At 63.8% G+C, this 16,311-nt stretch carries 14 protein-coding genes; 11 read left to right on the top strand and 3 right to left on the bottom strand.

Translation table 11 applies throughout. The features are described 5' to 3' along the window. Window positions 1–6: 6 nt before the first annotated feature. Window positions 7–636 (top strand): homoserine/homoserine lactone efflux protein, encoded by a 630-nt coding sequence (gene rhtB / locus HW090_RS08410; RefSeq protein WP_179113093.1) that lies wholly within the window; start codon window positions 7–9, stop codon window positions 634–636. 36 nt (window positions 637–672) lie between these two features. On the opposite strand, the gene elbB is transcribed toward rhtB, so the two are convergent. Continuing rightward, window positions 673–1,353, bottom strand: coding sequence for an isoprenoid biosynthesis glyoxalase ElbB (elbB, locus tag HW090_RS08405; protein ID WP_179113092.1), 681 nt, complete (start codon window positions 1,351–1,353; stop codon window positions 673–675). Window positions 1,354–1,580: 227 nt separating this feature from the next. Here elbB and hemB point away from each other — a divergent pair, with 227 nt between their 5' ends. Both hemB and ppk1 read left to right on the top strand, forming a co-directional pair. Next, complete coding sequence (gene hemB, locus HW090_RS08400; protein ID WP_179113091.1) at window positions 1,581–2,594, top strand: porphobilinogen synthase; 1,014 nt, start codon at window positions 1,581–1,583, stop codon at window positions 2,592–2,594. An 18-nt stretch (window positions 2,595–2,612) separates the two neighbouring features. Then, on the top strand, window positions 2,613–4,820 hold the full coding sequence (gene ppk1, locus HW090_RS08395; RefSeq protein ID WP_179113090.1) for a polyphosphate kinase 1: 2,208 nt from the start codon (window positions 2,613–2,615) through the stop codon (window positions 4,818–4,820). A 138-nt stretch (window positions 4,821–4,958) separates the two neighbouring features. On the opposite strand, the gene HW090_RS08390 is transcribed toward ppk1, so the two are convergent. Further along, window positions 4,959–5,942: an AraC family transcriptional regulator gene (locus HW090_RS08390; protein WP_179113089.1), complete on the bottom strand. Its 984-nt coding sequence runs from the start codon at window positions 5,940–5,942 to the stop codon at window positions 4,959–4,961. A gap of 171 nt (window positions 5,943–6,113) precedes the next feature. Between HW090_RS08390 and HW090_RS08385 the strand changes: the two genes are divergently transcribed. The 6 genes from HW090_RS08385 (at window position 6,114) to HW090_RS08360 (ending at window position 12,638) form a co-directional block, all read left to right on the top strand. After that, window positions 6,114–8,324 (top strand): TonB-dependent siderophore receptor, encoded by a 2,211-nt coding sequence (locus HW090_RS08385; protein ID WP_179113088.1) that lies wholly within the window; start codon window positions 6,114–6,116, stop codon window positions 8,322–8,324. Between the two features lie 133 nt (window positions 8,325–8,457). After that, the gene (locus tag HW090_RS08380) at window positions 8,458–9,393 is read left to right on the top strand and encodes an alpha/beta hydrolase (RefSeq protein WP_179113087.1); all 936 of its coding nucleotides are present in this window, start codon (window positions 8,458–8,460) and stop codon (window positions 9,391–9,393) included. Window positions 9,394–9,411: 18 nt separating this feature from the next. Next, the gene (locus HW090_RS08375; protein WP_218673568.1) at window positions 9,412–10,530 is read left to right on the top strand and encodes an ABC transporter substrate-binding protein; all 1,119 of its coding nucleotides are present in this window, start codon (window positions 9,412–9,414) and stop codon (window positions 10,528–10,530) included. Continuing rightward, window positions 10,523–11,563 (top strand): iron ABC transporter permease, encoded by a 1,041-nt coding sequence (locus tag HW090_RS08370; RefSeq protein WP_179113086.1) that lies wholly within the window; start codon window positions 10,523–10,525, stop codon window positions 11,561–11,563. Before HW090_RS08375 ends, HW090_RS08370 begins: the two co-directional genes overlap by 8 nt. Continuing rightward, window positions 11,560–12,360 carry an ABC transporter ATP-binding protein gene (locus HW090_RS08365; protein WP_179113085.1) on the top strand — a complete coding sequence of 267 codons (801 nt, stop codon included), beginning with the start codon at window positions 11,560–11,562 and terminating at the stop codon, window positions 12,358–12,360. Before HW090_RS08370 ends, HW090_RS08365 begins: the two co-directional genes overlap by 4 nt. Then, on the top strand, window positions 12,357–12,638 hold the full coding sequence (locus tag HW090_RS08360) for a DUF2218 domain-containing protein (protein WP_179113084.1): 282 nt from the start codon (window positions 12,357–12,359) through the stop codon (window positions 12,636–12,638). Before HW090_RS08365 ends, HW090_RS08360 begins: the two co-directional genes overlap by 4 nt. Before the next feature lie 56 nt (window positions 12,639–12,694). Here the strand turns inward: HW090_RS08360 and ppx are convergent, their stop codons facing one another. Beyond that, on the bottom strand, window positions 12,695–14,194 hold the full coding sequence (gene ppx / locus HW090_RS08355) for an exopolyphosphatase (RefSeq protein ID WP_179113083.1): 1,500 nt from the start codon (window positions 14,192–14,194) through the stop codon (window positions 12,695–12,697). Between the two features lie 284 nt (window positions 14,195–14,478). Between ppx and trxA the strand changes: the two genes are divergently transcribed. Continuing rightward, entirely contained in the window at window positions 14,479–14,805 is a 327-nt protein-coding gene (gene trxA, locus HW090_RS08350) for a thioredoxin TrxA (RefSeq protein ID WP_179113082.1), read from the top strand. Between the two features lie 213 nt (window positions 14,806–15,018). After that, complete coding sequence (rho, locus tag HW090_RS08345; RefSeq protein ID WP_179113081.1) at window positions 15,019–16,278, top strand: transcription termination factor Rho; 1,260 nt, start codon at window positions 15,019–15,021, stop codon at window positions 16,276–16,278. The last annotated feature ends 33 nt before the right edge of the window (window positions 16,279–16,311 follow it).

The following is a 16,311-nucleotide window of genomic DNA, read 5'->3' as shown; positions in this document are numbered from 1 at the left end:
GCGCATATGGCATTCGAAACCTGGCTGGCATTCTTCGTGGCCTGCTGGGCCATCAGCCTGTCGCCGGGTGCGGGTGCCATCGCGTCGATGTCTTGTGGGCTGCACTATGGCTTTTGGCGGGGTTACTGGAACGCCATTGGCCTGCAACTTGGCCTGGTCCTGCAGATCGCCGTGGTGGCGGCGGGGCTCGGGGCAGTGCTGGCGACGTCGTCGCTGGCGTTCAGCCTGATCAAGTGGTTTGGCGTGGCTTATCTGGTGTGGCTGGCGATCCGTCAGTGGCAAGCGCCAGTGATGACGCTGGACAGCGATGCGCAGCGACTGATCGGCCGGCCATTGAGCCTGCTGTTGCGTGGCTTTCTGGTGAATGCCAGCAACCCCAAGGCCATCGTCTTCATCCTGGCGGTGTTGCCGCAGTTCCTCGATCCACGGCAAGCGCTGCTGGAGCAGTACCTGGCGATGGGAGTGACCATGGTGATGGTCGACCTGATCGTCATGGCCGGCTACACCGGGCTGGCCTCACGGGTCCTGCGGCTGCTGCGCAGCCCACGCCAGCAGCGCCTGATGAACCGCACCTTCGCCGGGCTGTTCGTCGGCGCCGCCGCACTGCTGGCCAGCATCCGCCGCGCCGCGGCGTGAGTGTCCGTTGGGTGCGCGGTGCGCACCCGGCCGATTCTACGATTGCTCGCTTTCCGCTTCCTGGGTCAGTTCCAGCACCCGGTCCACCAGTTTGTAGATGCCCGAAGCCGCTTCGCTGATGGATTGCGCCAGCATATAGGCCGGGGTGGTGACCAGTTTGTGTTCGGGGTCTTCGACGATGTCGCTGACTTCGCAGGCTTCGTGCTGGGCGCCCAGCTCGCGCACGGCTTCGGCTGCCGGGTCTTCGTCGCTGCCCAGGGTGCAGATCACGCCTTTGCCGAAGATGTGCGGGGCCAGGGTCGGCGCGATGCAGATCAGGCCGATCGGCTTGCCGGCGGCGGCGAAGGCCTTGGCCACGGCCAGGACGTCCGGCTGCACGCTGGCCTTGGCGCCTTCGAAGGCGAAGTTGGAGAGATTCTTCGCCGCGCCGAAGCCGCCAGGGATGATCAGGGCATCGAAGTCCTGTGCACGGGCTTCGCTCAGCGGCTTGATGTTGCCGCGTGCCAGGCGGGCGGCCTCGACCAGCACGTTACGGCTTTCCGCTGTTGGCTCGCCGGTCAGGTGGTTGACCACGTGGTGCTGGGGAATGTCGGGGGCGAAGCACTGGGCCTTGGCGCCACGCTGGTCGATACGCAGCAGGGTGGAGACGCTTTCGTAGATTTCCGACCCATCGTAGACGCCACAACCAGACAGAATGACGGCGACTTTCTTGTTCATCTTGGTGCTCCTGAGCGACTCGGGTAATGAAAGGATGCTACCTAAGCCTGTATAGACACGCCATAAGTCCATTTTGCGCGGGACATTGACATGGGTGCTGGTCGAGCGCGGCGGGCTGGTCGACAATGGTCGGGTTGCCTGGCCTCGATAGCGTGCGCTGTCATGAATCCGTCATGTGTCAGGCTTATAACCGCTAAGTAGCCCGTATTGCGGGCCAGGAGTCTGTCGTGAGTTTCGTTCCTGCCAACCGGCTGTTCCCCGCCACCCGTCTGCGTCGCAATCGCCGTGACGATTTTTCCCGTCGCCTGGTACGGGAAAATCGCCTGACGGTGGATGACCTGATCCTGCCGGTGTTCATCCTGGAAGGCGAGAATCGTCGTGTGCCGGTGGCGTCCATGCCGGGTGTCGAGCGCCTGTCCATCGACCAGTTGCTGGTCGAGGCCGGGGAGTTGGTGGAGCTGGGCGTGCCGGCAGTGGTGCTGTTCCCCTATATCGAGGCCGACCGCAAGTCCCTGGATGCCGCCGAGGCGTGGAATCCGGACGGGCTGGTGCAGCGGGCGATCCGCGCACTGCGCGAGCGTTTCCCCGAACTGGGCGTGATCACCGACGTGGCGCTGGACCCCTACACCACCCATGGCCAGGACGGCATCATCGATGACGAAGGCTACGTGCTCAACGACATCACCATCGATGCACTGGTCCGCCAGGCGCTGTCCCATGCCGAGGCCGGTGCCCAGGTGGTGTCGCCGTCGGACATGATGGATGGCCGTATCCAGGCGATCCGCGAGGCGCTGGAAGTGGCCGAGCACGTCAATGTGCGGATCATGGCCTATTCCGCCAAGTACGCCAGTGCCTACTACGGCCCGTTCCGCGATGCGGTCGGCTCCTCGGCGAACCTGGGCAAGGGCAACAAATTCACCTACCAGATGGACCCGGCCAACGGCGACGAAGCCCTGCACGAAGTGGGCGCGGACCTGGCCGAAGGCGCGGACATGGTGATGGTCAAGCCGGGCATGCCCTACTTGGACGTGCTGTGGCGCGTGAAGGACGCCTTCAAGGTGCCGACCTTCGTTTATCAGGTCAGTGGCGAGTACGCGATGCACCAGGCAGCCATCCAGAACGGCTGGCTGAGCGACGCGGTGATCCTCGAATCCCTGACCGCCTTCAAACGTGCGGGTGCCGATGGCATCCTGACCTATTTCGCCAAGCAGGCGGCACAACAACTGAAAAACGGGCAGTGAGCCCGATGAGGCGATGCAATGACGAACCAAGGACTCAGTGACACGCAACTGCTCGAAGCCAGCCAGCAGGAGCAAGCCGTGCCGGAGCCGGAAGAGCAGCGCGTGGAACCGGAGGTTCAGCCGGAGGAGGTGCCCGCACCCGCTCCGGTGGCAGTGAATCTGGATGACAGCAGTCTTTACATCCACCGTGAACTGTCGCAGATGCAGTTCAATATCCGTGTGCTGGAGCAGGCTCTGGATGAGTCCTATCCGCTGCTCGAACGGCTGAAGTTCCTGCTGATCTTCTCCAGCAACCTCGACGAGTTCTTCGAGATCCGCGTGGCCGGGTTGAAGAAGCAGGTCACCTTCGCCCGCGAACTGGCCGGGGCCGATGGCCTGCAGCCGCACCAGGCGCTGGCGCGGATTTCCGAAGTGGCCCACGAGCAGATCGGACGGCAGTACGCGATCCTCAACGACATCCTGCTGCCGGAGTTGGCCAAGCACCAGATCCGCTTCATTCGCCGGCGCAACTGGACGACCAAGATCAAGACCTGGGTGCGCCGCTACTTCCGGGAGGAGGTCGCACCGATCATCACGCCGATCGGCCTCGACCCGACGCACCCGTTCCCGTTGCTGGTGAACAAGACGCTGAACTTCATCGTCGAGCTGGAGGGCGTGGACGCCTTTGGTCGCGACTCCGGCCTGGCGATCCTGCCGGCACCGCGCATGCTGCCGCGCGTCATCCGCATTCCGGAGGAAGTGGGCGGTCCGGGGGCCAACTACGTATTCCTGTCGTCGATGATCCACGCCCATGCCGATGACCTGTTCCACGGCATGAAGGTCAACGGTTGCTACCAGTTCCGCCTGACGCGCAACGCCGACCTGTCGGTAGACACCGAGGACGTCGAAGACCTCGCGCGCGCCCTGCGTGGCGAGCTGATCTCGCGCCGCTATGGCGACGCGGTGCGCCTGGAGGTGGCCGATACTTGCCCGCAGCATCTGTCCGACTTCCTGCTCAAGCAGTTCAACCTGACGGAAGGCGAGCTGTATCGCGTCAACGGCCCGGTCAACCTGACGCGCCTGTTCAGCATCACCGGGCTGGACAGCCACCCGGAGTTGCAATACACGCCGTTCACCCCGGTGATCCCGAAGTTGCTGCAGAACAGCGGCAATATCTTCAGCGTCATCAACAAGCAGGATGTGCTGCTGTTGCATCCCTACGAGTCTTTCACGCCGGTGGTCGACTTGCTGCGCGAGGCCGCCAAGGACCCCAACGTCTTGGCCATTCGCCAGACGCTGTACCGTTCGGGCGCCAACTCGGAGATCGTCGATGCGCTGGTGGAAGCGGCGCGTAGCGGCAAGGAAGTCACCGTGGTGATCGAGCTGCGGGCGCGCTTCGACGAGGAGTCCAACCTGCAACTGGCCAGCCGCCTGCAACAGGCCGGCGCGGTGGTGATCTACGGCGTGGTCGGCTACAAGACCCACGCCAAGATGATGCTGATCCTGCGCCGCGAGAACGGCGAGCTGAACCGCTATGTGCACCTGGGCACCGGCAACTACCACGCCGGCAATGCCAAGCTGTACACCGACTACAGCCTGCTGACCTCCGACGATGCGCTCTGCGAGGACGTGTCCAAGTTGTTCAGCCAGTTGATCGGCATGGGCAAGACCATGCGCATGAAGAAGCTGCTGCATTCGCCGTTCACGCTGAAGAAGACCCTGCTCGACCTGATCGCGCAGGAAACCCAGCACGCCAGCGAAGGCAAGCCGGCGCACATCATGCTCAAGGTCAACTCGTTGACCGATCCGAAGATGATCCGGGCGCTGTACAAGGCCAGCCAGAACGGCGTGAAGATCGACCTGATCGTGCGCGGCATGTGCTGCCTGCGGCCGGGTATCGTCGGGGTGTCGCACAACATCCAGGTGCGTTCGATCATCGGCCGCTTCCTTGAGCACAGCCGGGTCTTCTACTTCTACAACGACGGCGACGAGAAGCTGTTCCTCTCCAGTGCCGACTGGATGGAGCGCAACCTCGATCGTCGCGTGGAAACCTGCTTCCCGCTGGAAGGCAAGAAGCTGGTGCTGCGGGTCAAGAAGGAGCTGGAAGGCTTCCTCACCGACAACACCCAGAGCTGGGTGCTGCAACCTGACGGCAGCTACCTGCGCAGCACGCCGACCGGCAACCAGAACCCGCGTAACGTTCAGACGGCCCTGCTGGAGCGGCTGACCAGCCAGGTCAAGCACTGACAGCAAGCCCCCGGACCTTGCAATGAGGTCTGGGGATGCTGTTGCGGTAAACGTCTGAGTCGGTAGGGTGCGCTGTGCGCACCTGAAATCGATGCTGAGGCCCTTGGTGCGCATGGCGCACCCTACAACCATGAAACGCTAGAAGCGTGTGCGCACCTGCTTCGGGCTGATGCCGAAGGTGCGTTTGAACGCCGTGGAGAAGTTGGCCGCGCTGTTGTAGCCGGCCAGCCAGGCGGCCTGGCCGATGCTGGCGCCCTGGTGTTCCAGTGCGTCACGGGCCTGTTGCAGTTTGCTCAGTCGCTGGTACTCGAACAAGGACATGCCCTGGCTGGCCTGGAACTGGCGGTGCAGGGTGCTGGTGCTGCAACCGATCTCGCGGGCGATCTGCTCCAGTGACCAGCCATCGGCCTGGCCGCTGTGCAGCAGCTCCAGGGTCCTGCGGATGCGCGCGTGTTCGTGGGCATGCAGGCTGGTGGGGATGCGTGCGGGCTGGTGGGTCAACTGGCTGAGCGCCTCGTTGGCGATTTCCAGGGCGCGGCTTTCCAGATAGAGGTTGTGCAGCAGGCGATTGCTGCTGGCGACCGGATGCAGCGTCTGTTCGGCCAGTGCCAGCAGACGCGCCGATGGCGTCCAGCGATGCACGCTGAGGCTTTGCCGGTCGATGCCGACCAGCTCGCGCAGGGATTCATGCCCATCGAAACCGCCTGATTCGAACCACTCTGGTGACAGGCTGATGGACACCTTGCGGATATGCTGCCCGCGCCTGGCCTGGCGCGAGAACAGCGCCGGTTCGTTCAGTGCGATGGTGATCCCTTCGCTGCGGGGCTTGCCGGCCTTGCGTGGTACGCCGAAGGTGAAGGCGCGATCATCGAAGCGGACATCGCTCTGCCCGTCGAGGAACAGAATGAAGTTCAGGTGCGGGTTGACCTTCACCTGGGTGGAGAAATTGTGCAGCTCCACACAGTCTGAGCAGTGCAGCGACAAGCCGCTGCGCAGCTTCTGCCAGCTCAGGTGGCCCTGGAACAGCCGGTCCTGGCTTGGCTCCCGTTCCACAAGGTGAATGGCGTCTCCGACCAGGTTCGACAACTCTCCAGTCCTGACGATATGGCCATGGCTGCCCATGTCGACCTCCCTCCGGTCGGATGATGTTTGCGCAAACAACAAATCCCGAAACGCAAAATTTCTGCCGTAACGGTCGTGACAGACTACACCCCGATTTTTATTGATACAAATCATTCGCATTATTGCTTGTCGATTTCCTGATTGGAGATCGCATATCGGGGGAGGCCCACCATGTACGCGAATCTGTACCGGCAGCACCTGCTGAATCCATTGGCCCTGGCCGTTTTCCTGGCCTGTCCGGGGTTGGCGCTGGCCGAAGACGCGCCGCTCGAGCTGGACGTGACCGAAGTGCTCGGCACCGCCCAGGAAGAACTCAAGCAGGCACTGGGCGTGTCCATCATCACCAGTGAGGACATCCGCAAGGGTGGGGCGGTCAACGATATCGCCGACATCATCCGCAAGCAGCCCGGCGTCAACCTGACTGGCAACAGCGGTTCGGGCGCGCGGGGCAACAACCGTCAGATCGACATCCGTGGCATGGGACCGGAGAACACCCTGATCCTCATCGACGGCAAGCCGGTCAGCTCGCGCAATGCGGTGCGTTATGGCTGGCGTGGCGAGCGCGACACCCGTGGTGACACCAACTGGGTGCCGGCCGAGCAGATCGAACGTATCGAAGTGCTGCGTGGCCCGGCGGCTGCGCGCTATGGCTCGGGCTCGATGGGCGGTGTGGTGAACATCATCACCAAGGGGCCGGGCAAGGAGCACCATGGCAACGCCACGGTCTACATGAACATGCCGGAACACAGCGAAGAAGGCGCGACCCGTCGCTTCAACTTCGGCCTCAACGGTCCGCTGACCGACACCGTGTCCTACCGTGTCTACGGCAACCTGAACAAGACCGATGCCGACGACGAGGACATCAACACCGGGCACACCATCGGCAATTTCATCACCGCCGGGCGTGAAGGGGTGCGCAACCGTGATATCAACGGCATGCTCTCCTGGCAACTGGCCCCGTCGCAGGTCATCGAACTGGAGGCCGGCTACAGCCGCCAGGGCAATATCTACGCGGGCGACTCGATGAATAACGCTTCCGCGGCGTCCTTGCTGGCCTTCCGCACACCCTGGATCGGTCGTGAAACCAATACGATGTACCGCCAGAACTATGCGCTGACCCACCGTGGCGATTGGGACTTCGGTTCCACGCTCAGCTACGTGCAGTACGAGCGCACCCGCAACAATCGCCTCAAGGAAGGTCTGGCCGGCGGGCCGGAAGGCAGCATCAACAGCACTGAGTTCGGCAGCATCGAACTGCAGAGCACCACGGTGCACAGTGAGGTCAACCTGCCGCTGTCCGGTGCGCTGGAACAGGTGCTGACCCTCGGCGCCGAGTGGGTCAACCAGGAAATGGAAGACCCGCTATCCAACACCCAGACGACCTCCGAGGCCGGCTCCATCGGCGGTCTTGCCGACACCGGGCGTAGCACCAAGACGTCCGCCCGTATCGCCTCGCTGTTCGTCGAGGACAATATCGAGCTGCGCCCAGGCACCATCCTGACCCCGGGCCTGCGCTTCGACCATCACAGCAAGGCAGGCAGCAACTGGAGCCCATCGCTCAACCTGTCCCAGTCGCTGGGCAGCGACTTCACCCTGAAGGCCGGTATCGCCCGCGCCTACAAGGCGCCGAACCTGTACCAGATGAACGCCGACTACCTGCTGTACAGCCGCGGCCAGGGCTGCTGGGGCGCCGGTGGCAGTTGCTACCTGGTGGGCAACGAGAAGCTGGACGCCGAGACCAGCGTCAACAAGGAGCTGGGTATCGAGTTCGCGCGGGATGGCTGGGTCGCGGGCCTGACCTACTTCCGCAACGACTACAAGAACAAGATCGAAGCAGGGCATGGGGCCATTGGCCTCGCCACTGGCGGGACCAACCCTGCGTATGCCAACGCCGACGTCTTCCAGTGGGAGAACGTGCCCAAGGCTGTGGTGGAGGGTTTCGAAGGCAGCCTCAACATTCCCCTGGCCGCAAGCCTGGATTGGCACACCAACTTCACCTACATGCTGCAATCGAAGAACAAGGAAACCGGCGAGCCGCTGTCGGTGATCCCCGAGTACACCGTCAACTCGAACCTCGACTGGCAGGTCAGTGATCCGCTGTCGCTGCAAGCCACCGTGACCTGGTATGGCCGCCAGGAGCCGGGTCGCTACAGTTACCAGGGTGCCGTGCTGACCGGTGATGCGCGCCGTTCGGTATCGCCTTACGCCTTGGTCGGCCTGAGCGGCAGCTATGAACTGACCAAGCACCTGAGCATTGGCGCTGGCGTGAGCAACCTGTTCGACAAGCGCCTCTATCGCGAAGGTAATGCCGTGGCGGCGGGTGCCTACACCTACAATGAGCCGGGTCGTACCTTCTATACCAGCATCAGCACGTCGTTCTGATCGAGATGGTCGGCGTAGGGTGCGCTGCGTGCACCAGGGGCTCTCACTCCGGTGCGCATAGCGCACCCTGTGTCAGACGTTGAGTCTGTCTCCGCCCGGCCTTGGCCGGGCGGACGTATTTTCGGGAGAGTGGATGAACGCCTGGATTCATGTCCTGTCGCTGTTGCTGCTGCCAATGCTTGCGCTGGCGCAGCCCGACCTGTCCCGCCCGGTGGGCGAAACCATCGCTGAGCGTGGCTCGCAGTATTACCGCTTCGAGCGCTTCACGCTGGATTCCGCCGACGGCCTTCGACACTACCGGGTCGACCTCGCGGTGCCGCGCAAGCCTGCGCCCCCCGCGGGTTACCCGGTGGCCTGGCTGCTCGACGGCAACGCCGCCCTGGCCGAGTTGCGCGAGGACTGGCTGGGCGAACTGGCGACGGGCGATGCGCCGTTGCTGGTGATGGTTGGCTACGACACTGAGCTGCGCTTCGATGTGGCAGCGCGAACCTATGACTACACACCGGCCCCGCAAGGCCAGGTTGGCCCATTGCTCGAAGACGATGTGCGCCATCGACCTGCTGGCGGCGCGGCGGTTTTCCGTGCCCTGCTCGAACACGAAATCCGCCCCAGGGTCGCGGCCCGTCATGCGCTGGACAGCGCTCGCCAGACGATCTGGGGGCATTCCTATGGCGGGCTGTTCGTGCTCGACAGCCTGTTCGGCAATCCGGGAGACTACCGCCACTATGTAGCCGCCAGTCCGGCGCTCTGGTGGCATGACGGCCTGCTGCTGGACACCGAGCGCCGTTATCGCGAACGGGCCGGACATCCACCTGCGAGTCTGCTGATCCTGCGTGGCGCGGTCGAGCGTGCCGGTGGTCCGTCCGCCGATCCACGCCTGCTGGCGGCGCGCAGGCAGGCCCAGGCTGCCGTGCCGGGCGATGCCGCCGCGCAGATGGCCCGTCGCCTGGCGAAACTGCCGGGGTTGGCGGTGACGTACCGCGAATACGCCGGGCAGGGGCATGGCGATATGTTGCCGCTGTCGCTGCACCAGGCGTTGCGCCTGGCTGCCGGTTTGAATGAACGATAGAAACGAAAGGAGAAGGTCGTGCCGAAAGTATTGTTATCGCTGCTGCTGATGGTCCTGCTGCTGCCGGCCCATGCCGAGCAAACCCGCACCCTGACCGACGTCGCGGGGCGCCAGGTGCAGGTGCCGCTGAATGTCGAGCGCATCGTGCTGGGCGAGGGCCGTTACCTGACCACCCTGGCGATGTTCGACCGCGAGGATCCGGTGCGCCGTGTGGTCGGTATGTTCGGCGAGCTGGAGCGCCTGGACCCGGCCACCTATGCCCAGTACGTCGAGCGTTTCCCGCAGATCGACAAGGTGCCGCGTGTCGGGCGTTCCAACGAGGACTCCTTCAGCATCGAGCAGACCATCGCGCTGCGTCCGCAGGTGGCGTTGTTCGGCCTCGAAGGCCACGGCCCGAGCCCGCAATCGCAAGAGGTGCTGGAGCGTTTGCAGGCGGCGGGTATCACCGTGGTGTTCGTCGACTTCCGCAAGAACCCGCTGCAGAACACCACCCGCAGTATCCAGGTGCTCGGTGAACTACTGGGGCGCAGTGACGTGGCCGACGACTTCGTCGCGTTCTACCAGGCGGAAATGGCCAAGGTCAGCGCCGCCGTGGCGCGCAGCAAGACCCGCCCCATGGTGTTTCTCGAAAGCCGCGTGGGCCTGAACGACGAGTGCTGCGAGAGCATCGCCCACGGGCTGTTCGCCGACTACGTCGAGGCGGCGGGCGGGCGTAACCTGGCGCAGGAGAAGATCCCCGGCACCAGCGGCATGCTCAGCATGGAGTACCTGTTGCAGGCGCAGCCCGAGGTGTATATCGCCACGGCAATCGGCGCGGTCGGCCACCAGGGCGACCAGCCCGGTCGTGTGGTACTGGGTGTCGGCGCGGATGAACAGGTCGCGCGCGCTTCGCTGAAGCATGTGCTCGGGCGTCCGGGCTTCTCCGGCCTGACTGCGGTCGAGCAGGGCCGCGTCCATGCCATCTGGCACCACTTCTATAACTCGCCGTTCAATGTCGCGGCAGTGCAGGCCATCGCCTCCTGGCTGCACCCGCAGGAGATGCACGATATCGACCCGCAGCGGACCCTGGCCGAGCTGTACCAGCGCTTCCAGCCGGTGCCGCTGCACGGTGCCTACTGGGTCGACCTGAATGACTGACCGCCTGGCCCGCGACTACCGGCGCTTCCTGCGCCGGCGCCTGTTCCTGCTGTTGTCGTTGCTGGCGGCGATTCTCGCCAGCCTGGTGTTCGATGTGGTCAATGGCCCTTCGACGATGGGCCTGGCCGATGTGCTGCGCGGTCTACTCGATCCTGCCGCGCTGAGCCTGGGCGAGTCGGTGATCCTCTGGGACGTGCGCCTGCCTTATGCGGCGATGGCACTGGTGGTCGGGGCTTCGCTCGGCCTGGCCGGTGCGGAAATGCAGACGGCGCTGAACAATCCGCTGGCCAGCCCGTTCACCCTGGGGGTGTCGGCGGCGGCGACGCTGGGCGCTTCGCTGGTGATCGTCTTCAACCTGTACCTGCCGGGGTTGCCGCATACCTACAGCATTCCTTTAGGCGCCTTCGCCTGCGCGGCAGGCTCGATCATGCTGATCCAGTTGCTGTTGCGCAGCTACGGCAACGGCGTGGAGACCGTGGTGCTGTTCGGCATCGCCATGGTCTTCGCGCTGGAGGCGCTGGTGGCTCTGATCCAGTTCATGGCCGACAGCGATACCTTGCAGCAGGTGGTGTTCTGGACCTTCGGCAGCCTGGGCCGCGCGACCTGGGACAAGGTCGCCATCGTTGCCGTGGTGCTTGCCTTGTGCCTGCCATTCTCCCTGCGCCGTGCCTGGGCCATGACCACCCTGCGGGCTGGCGAGGACCAGGCGCGCAGCGCCGGGATCGCCGTCGACCGTCTGCGCATGGTCGTGCTGTTGCGGGTCAGCCTGCTGGCGGCGGTGGCGGTGGCTTTCGTCGGCACCATCAGCTTCGTCGGCCTGGTCGCGCCGCATATCGCCCGACTGCTGCTGGGCGAGGACCATCGCTTCTACCTGCCGGGCAGCGCCCTGGTCGGCGCGCTGATGCTGTCGCTGGCGTCGATCGCCAGCAAGGCGCTGATTCCGGGCTTGGTGATACCGGTCGGCATCGTCACGGCGCTGGTCGGTATTCCGCTGTTCATGGGGCTGATCCTCAGCCAGAGGAGGCGCCGATGAGCGGCTTGCGGGTGAATGGCCTGACGGCCGGCTATGGCCGTCGCCATATCCTGCGTGACCTGAGCCTGCCGCTCTTGCCGAGCGGTTCGCTGGTGGCGCTGGTCGGCGCCAATGGCGTCGGCAAATCGACCCTGCTCAGGGCGCTGGCGGGCTTGCAGCCGGCCACCGGGCATATCGAACTGGATGGCCAGGACATTTCCCGCCACAGCGCCGCGCAGCGTGCCGGTCGGGTCGCCTATCTACCGCAGACATTGCCCCAGGGCAGTTCGCTGCTGGCCTATGAAACCGTGCTGGCGGCGAACCGTGCCGTGCCTTCGGGCGTGGCGCCAGAGGCGCTGCAACAGGCCATCGCCGAGCTGTTCGCGGTGCTCGACCTGGAGCCACTGGCCATGCGCCGGCTCGACGAGTTGTCCGGTGGCCAGCGGCAGATGGTCGGCCTGGCCCAGGTGCTGGTGCGACGGCCTCAACTGTTGCTGCTCGACGAGCCGACCAGCGCCCTCGACCTGCGCTGGCAGCTCAAGGTACTGGAGACCGTGCGCCAGATCACCCGGGAGCAGGGTTCGGTCGCGCTGCTGGCCATCCATGACATCAACCTGGCGCTGCGCTTCTGCGACCAACTGGTGCTGCTCGGTGAAGGTGGCCTGTTGGCCGCTGGTTGCCCGCAGCAGGTGCTCGACAGCGAATTGCTGCGCCGCGCCTATGGCATCGAGGGGCGCGTCGAGCGCTGCTCGCAAGGTTTCAGCCTGGTGCTGGCTGATCGTGCCCTGCCCATTCCACAACGAGAGAACCCTGCATGATCCATCTGCATGGCGGTGCCGTGACCGCCTCGGCTTCCCTGTACATGACCAAGCTGTGCAAGCATTTTCGCCACAAGATCAGCGTCGAGTTCGACGAGCGGCAGGCTTGTGCCGAGTTCCCCTACGGGCGTTGCCTGATGTATGCCGAAGCGGACCGGCTGCGTTTCGACTGCCAGGCGCAGGATGCCGAAGCCCTGGCCCGCATGCGGGCGGTACTGGACGACCATCTGCCGCGCTTCGCACGGCAGGAGGGGTTGGTCATCCAGTGGCAGGAGTGATCGGTAGGATGGAGTGAGTTGATGGGGATCGCTTCGCTCGCCCCATCCTACGGCTCTCAGCGTATCTTCAGGTTGAAGTCGATCCGCTGCAGCCAGTCGGCTTCGGCCTGGAAGTCGGCCTGGGTCAGCGGGTTGGCCTCCAGCCAGCCTTCCGGGAAGCGCACTTCGAGGCTCTGCTCGCCCGCCTTCAGGCGAACCACCGGCATGTCCTGGTCGCTGCGAATATGGTGGAAGAGGATGGCGAAGCGCAGCAGCACGCTCAGGCGCAGCAGGCGTGTGCCTTCGTCTTCGAACTCGGCGAACTTGTCCTTCGGAATGTTGCGCCGATGCCCGCGCACCAGCAGTGCCAGCATCATCTGGTCACGGCGCGAGAAGCCCGGCAGGTCGGAGTGTTCGATCAGGTAGGCGCCGTGCTTGTGGTACTGGTAGTGGGCGATGTCCAGCCCTACCTCATGGATGCGGGCCGCCCAGGCCAGCAGCTCGCGGTGGCCTTCGTCGAGCTTCCAGTCATCGGCCACCTGGTCGAAGGCTTCCAGCGCCTTGCCCTCGACCCGCGCCGCCTGTTCGGCATCGACGTGGTAGCGCTCCATGAGAAAGCTCAGGGTGCGGTCACGGACGTCTTCCTGATGCTGGCGGCCCAGCAGGTCATAGAGCACGCCTTCGCGCAGCGCGCCTTCGGAGTGGCTCATGCTGGAGAGGTCCAGCGCATCGAAGATGGCCTCGAGAATGGCCAGCCCGGCGGGGAAGACACTGCGCCGGTCGGGCTTGACGCCTTCGAGGTCGATCTTTTCCACGTCGCTCAGCTTCAGCACCTTGTGCTTGAGCCAGGTGAGGCCTGCGCGCGTGACCTCGCCATTGCTGTGCCCGCCGCCCTTGATCGCCAGGCCGACGGCGCGAATGGTGCCGGAGGCGCCGATCGCTTCCTGCCAGCCAAGGCGGTGCAGGCCCTGTTCGATGCCCATCAGTTCCAGACGTGCGGCGGTGTATGCCTGGGCATAGCGCGCGGCGGTGATCTTGCCGTCGCGGAAGTAGCGTTGGGTGAAGCTGACACAGCCCATCTGCAGGCTCTCGCGCAGGTGGGAGTCGAACACTTCGCCGATGATGAACTCGGTACTGCCGCCGCCGATGTCGACCACCAGGCGCTTGCCGGGGGCACAAGGGAAGGTGTGGGCCACGCCGAGGTAGATCAGGCGTGCTTCTTCGCGCCCGGAGATCACTTCGATCTGGTGGTTGAGAATGTCTTCGGCGCGGCGGATGAACTCTGCGCGGTTGCGCGCTTCGCGCAAGGCGTTGGTGCCGACTACACGCACGGCGCCTTCGGGCAGGTGGTTGACCAGTTGCGCGAAGCGTCGCAGGCAGTCGAGGCCGCGCTGCATGGCGTTTTCGTCGAGGTTGCGCTGTTCGTCCAGGCCGGCGGCCAACTGCACTTTCTCGCCCAGTCGTTCGAGAATGCGCATCTCGCCGTTGCTGGTGCGGGCCAGCACCATGTGGAAACTGTTGGAGCCCAGGTCGAGGGCTGCAATCAATGGGTGTGATTCGGGGGAACTGTGGCGCATGAGCTTCTCTCGGTGCAATACATCGTCATCCTGACACGATCACCCGCATCCGCCAACGCGTTCGGCTCTGCCGTTCCACGCGCCTGGCTCGGCGCGGGTCAAGGCGTCGGTCGATGCTATTACAGTGATATTGCAAAAAGGTTTCAGCCGCTCTGCCATGAGCGCCGACCCGATAGTCTGTGTCTCTGGAGACCATTGCGAGGCTATATGGCCTGGCGCTTTCGATCCTGGCGCGAGAGGGATATGATGTCGCCCACTTTCAAGTTCCGATCTGGAGAGCATCCATGAGCGACTACATCAACAACGTCACTGACAGCAGTTTCGAGCAGGACGTACTCCAGGCCGCCGGCCCCGTTCTGGTCGACTACTGGGCCGAGTGGTGCGGCCCGTGCAAAATGATTGCGCCGATCCTCGACGAAGTCGCCAAGGACTATCAGGGCAAACTGACGGTCTGCAAGCTGAACATCGACGAGAACCAGGAAACTCCGCCGAAGTACGGCGTGCGTGGTATCCCGACCCTGATGCTGTTCAAGAACGGCAGCGTCGAAGCGACCAAGGTCGGCGCCCTGTCCAAATCCCAGCTTGCTGCCTTTCTGGACAGCAACATCTGAGATCCGCCGCTAAAGCCCTTGCGTCTGCCAGGGGCTTTTGGTGAGGATGTCTAGACGCACTGTGATGTGCGTGCTAGATTCCGCTCCGCGACGCTCCATCTTGCCCGTCGCTTCTCGCATGCCGCAGCCTCCCTCATTGCACGACGACCCGTTCGTATTCTGCTCGCGGCCGACAAAGCCCAACGTCTTTACATCCTTCCTGATCATCTCTCTATGAATCTGACCGAACTCAAGCAAAAGCCCATCACTGACCTGCTGGAAATGGTCGAACAGATGGGCATCGAAAACATGGCCCGTTCGCGCAAGCAGGATGTGATTTTTGCCCTGCTGAAAAAGCACGCGAAAAGTGGTGAGGAAATCTCCGGGGATGGCGTTCTGGAGATTCTCCAGGACGGTTTCGGCTTCCTGCGCTCCGCAGATTCTTCCTACCTGGCCGGCCCGGACGACATCTATGTTTCGCCCAGCCAGATCCGCCGTTTCAACCTGCGTACCGGTGACACCATCGTCGGCAAGATCCGTCCGCCGAAGGAAGGCGAGCGTTATTTCGCCCTGCTCAAGGTCGACTCGATCAACTACGACCGTCCGGAAAACGCCAAGAACAAGATCCTGTTCGAAAACCTGACGCCGCTGTTCCCGAACAAGCGCCTGGTGATGGAAGCCGGTAACGGTTCCACCGAGGACTTGACCGGTCGCGTCATCGACCTGGCCTCGCCCATCGGCAAGGGCCAGCGTGGCCTGATCGTCGCGCCGCCGAAGGCGGGCAAGACCATCATGCTGCAGAACATCGCGGCGAATATCACGCGCAACAACCCCGAGTGCCACCTGATCGTCCTGCTGATCGACGAGCGCCCGGAAGAAGTGACCGAGATGCAGCGCACTGTGCGCGGCGAAGTGGTCGCCTCCACCTTCGACGAGCCGCCGACCCGCCACGTGCAAGTGGCCGAGATGGTCATCGAGAAGGCCAAGCGCCTGGTCGAGCACAAGAAGGATGTGGTCATCCTGCTCGACTCCATCACCCGCCTGGCGCGTGCCTACAACACCGTGATCCCGAGCTCCGGCAAGGTGCTGACCGGTGGTGTCGACGCCCATGCCCTGGAGAAGCCCAAGCGTTTCTTCGGTGCCGCCCGTAACATCGAGGAAGGCGGTTCGCTGACCATCATCGCCACCGCGCTGGTCGAGACCGGTTCGAAGATGGACGAGGTGATCTACGAAGAGTTCAAGGGCACCGGTAACATGGAGCTGCAACTGGACCGTCGTATCGCCGAGAAGCGTGTGTTCCCGGCCATCAACATCAACCGTTCCGGCACCCGCCGCGAAGAGTTGCTGACCGCCGAAGACGAGCTGCAGCGCATGTGGATCCTGCGCAAGCTGCTGCACCCGATGGACGAGATCGCCGCCATCGAGTTCCTCCTCGACAAGCTGAAAGACACCAAGACCAACGACGAATTCTTCATGTCGATGAAAAGGAAATAAGCGGCAGGCTACAGGTGGCAGGCTTCAGGCTGA

It is taken from the genome of Pseudomonas sp. ABC1 (assembly GCF_013395055.1).
GTDB lineage: Bacteria > Pseudomonadota > Gammaproteobacteria > Pseudomonadales > Pseudomonadaceae > Stutzerimonas.
The sequence above is the reverse complement of the archived record's forward strand: the minus strand, read 5'-3'. Positions and strand labels throughout refer to the sequence as shown.

Coding starts and splice junctions, on each gene's coding strand:
- HW090_RS08385 (WP_179113088.1), top strand. CDS start 6,114: ATGTACGCGAATCTGTACCGGCAGCACCTGCTGAATCCATTGGCCCTG.
- elbB (WP_179113092.1), bottom strand. CDS start 1,353: ATGAACAAGAAAGTCGCCGTCATTCTGTCTGGTTGTGGCGTCTACGAT.
- trxA (WP_179113082.1), top strand. CDS start 14,479: ATGAGCGACTACATCAACAACGTCACTGACAGCAGTTTCGAGCAGGAC.
- rhtB (WP_179113093.1), top strand. CDS start 7: ATGGCATTCGAAACCTGGCTGGCATTCTTCGTGGCCTGCTGGGCCATC.
- HW090_RS08370 (WP_179113086.1), top strand. CDS start 10,523: ATGACTGACCGCCTGGCCCGCGACTACCGGCGCTTCCTGCGCCGGCGC.
- ppk1 (WP_179113090.1), top strand. CDS start 2,613: ATGACGAACCAAGGACTCAGTGACACGCAACTGCTCGAAGCCAGCCAG.
- HW090_RS08365 (WP_179113085.1), top strand. CDS start 11,560: ATGAGCGGCTTGCGGGTGAATGGCCTGACGGCCGGCTATGGCCGTCGC.
- HW090_RS08360 (WP_179113084.1), top strand. CDS start 12,357: ATGATCCATCTGCATGGCGGTGCCGTGACCGCCTCGGCTTCCCTGTAC.
- ppx (WP_179113083.1), bottom strand. CDS start 14,194: ATGCGCCACAGTTCCCCCGAATCACACCCATTGATTGCAGCCCTCGAC.
- rho (WP_179113081.1), top strand. CDS start 15,019: ATGAATCTGACCGAACTCAAGCAAAAGCCCATCACTGACCTGCTGGAA.
- HW090_RS08380 (WP_179113087.1), top strand. CDS start 8,458: ATGAACGCCTGGATTCATGTCCTGTCGCTGTTGCTGCTGCCAATGCTT.
- HW090_RS08390 (WP_179113089.1), bottom strand. CDS start 5,942: ATGGGCAGCCATGGCCATATCGTCAGGACTGGAGAGTTGTCGAACCTG.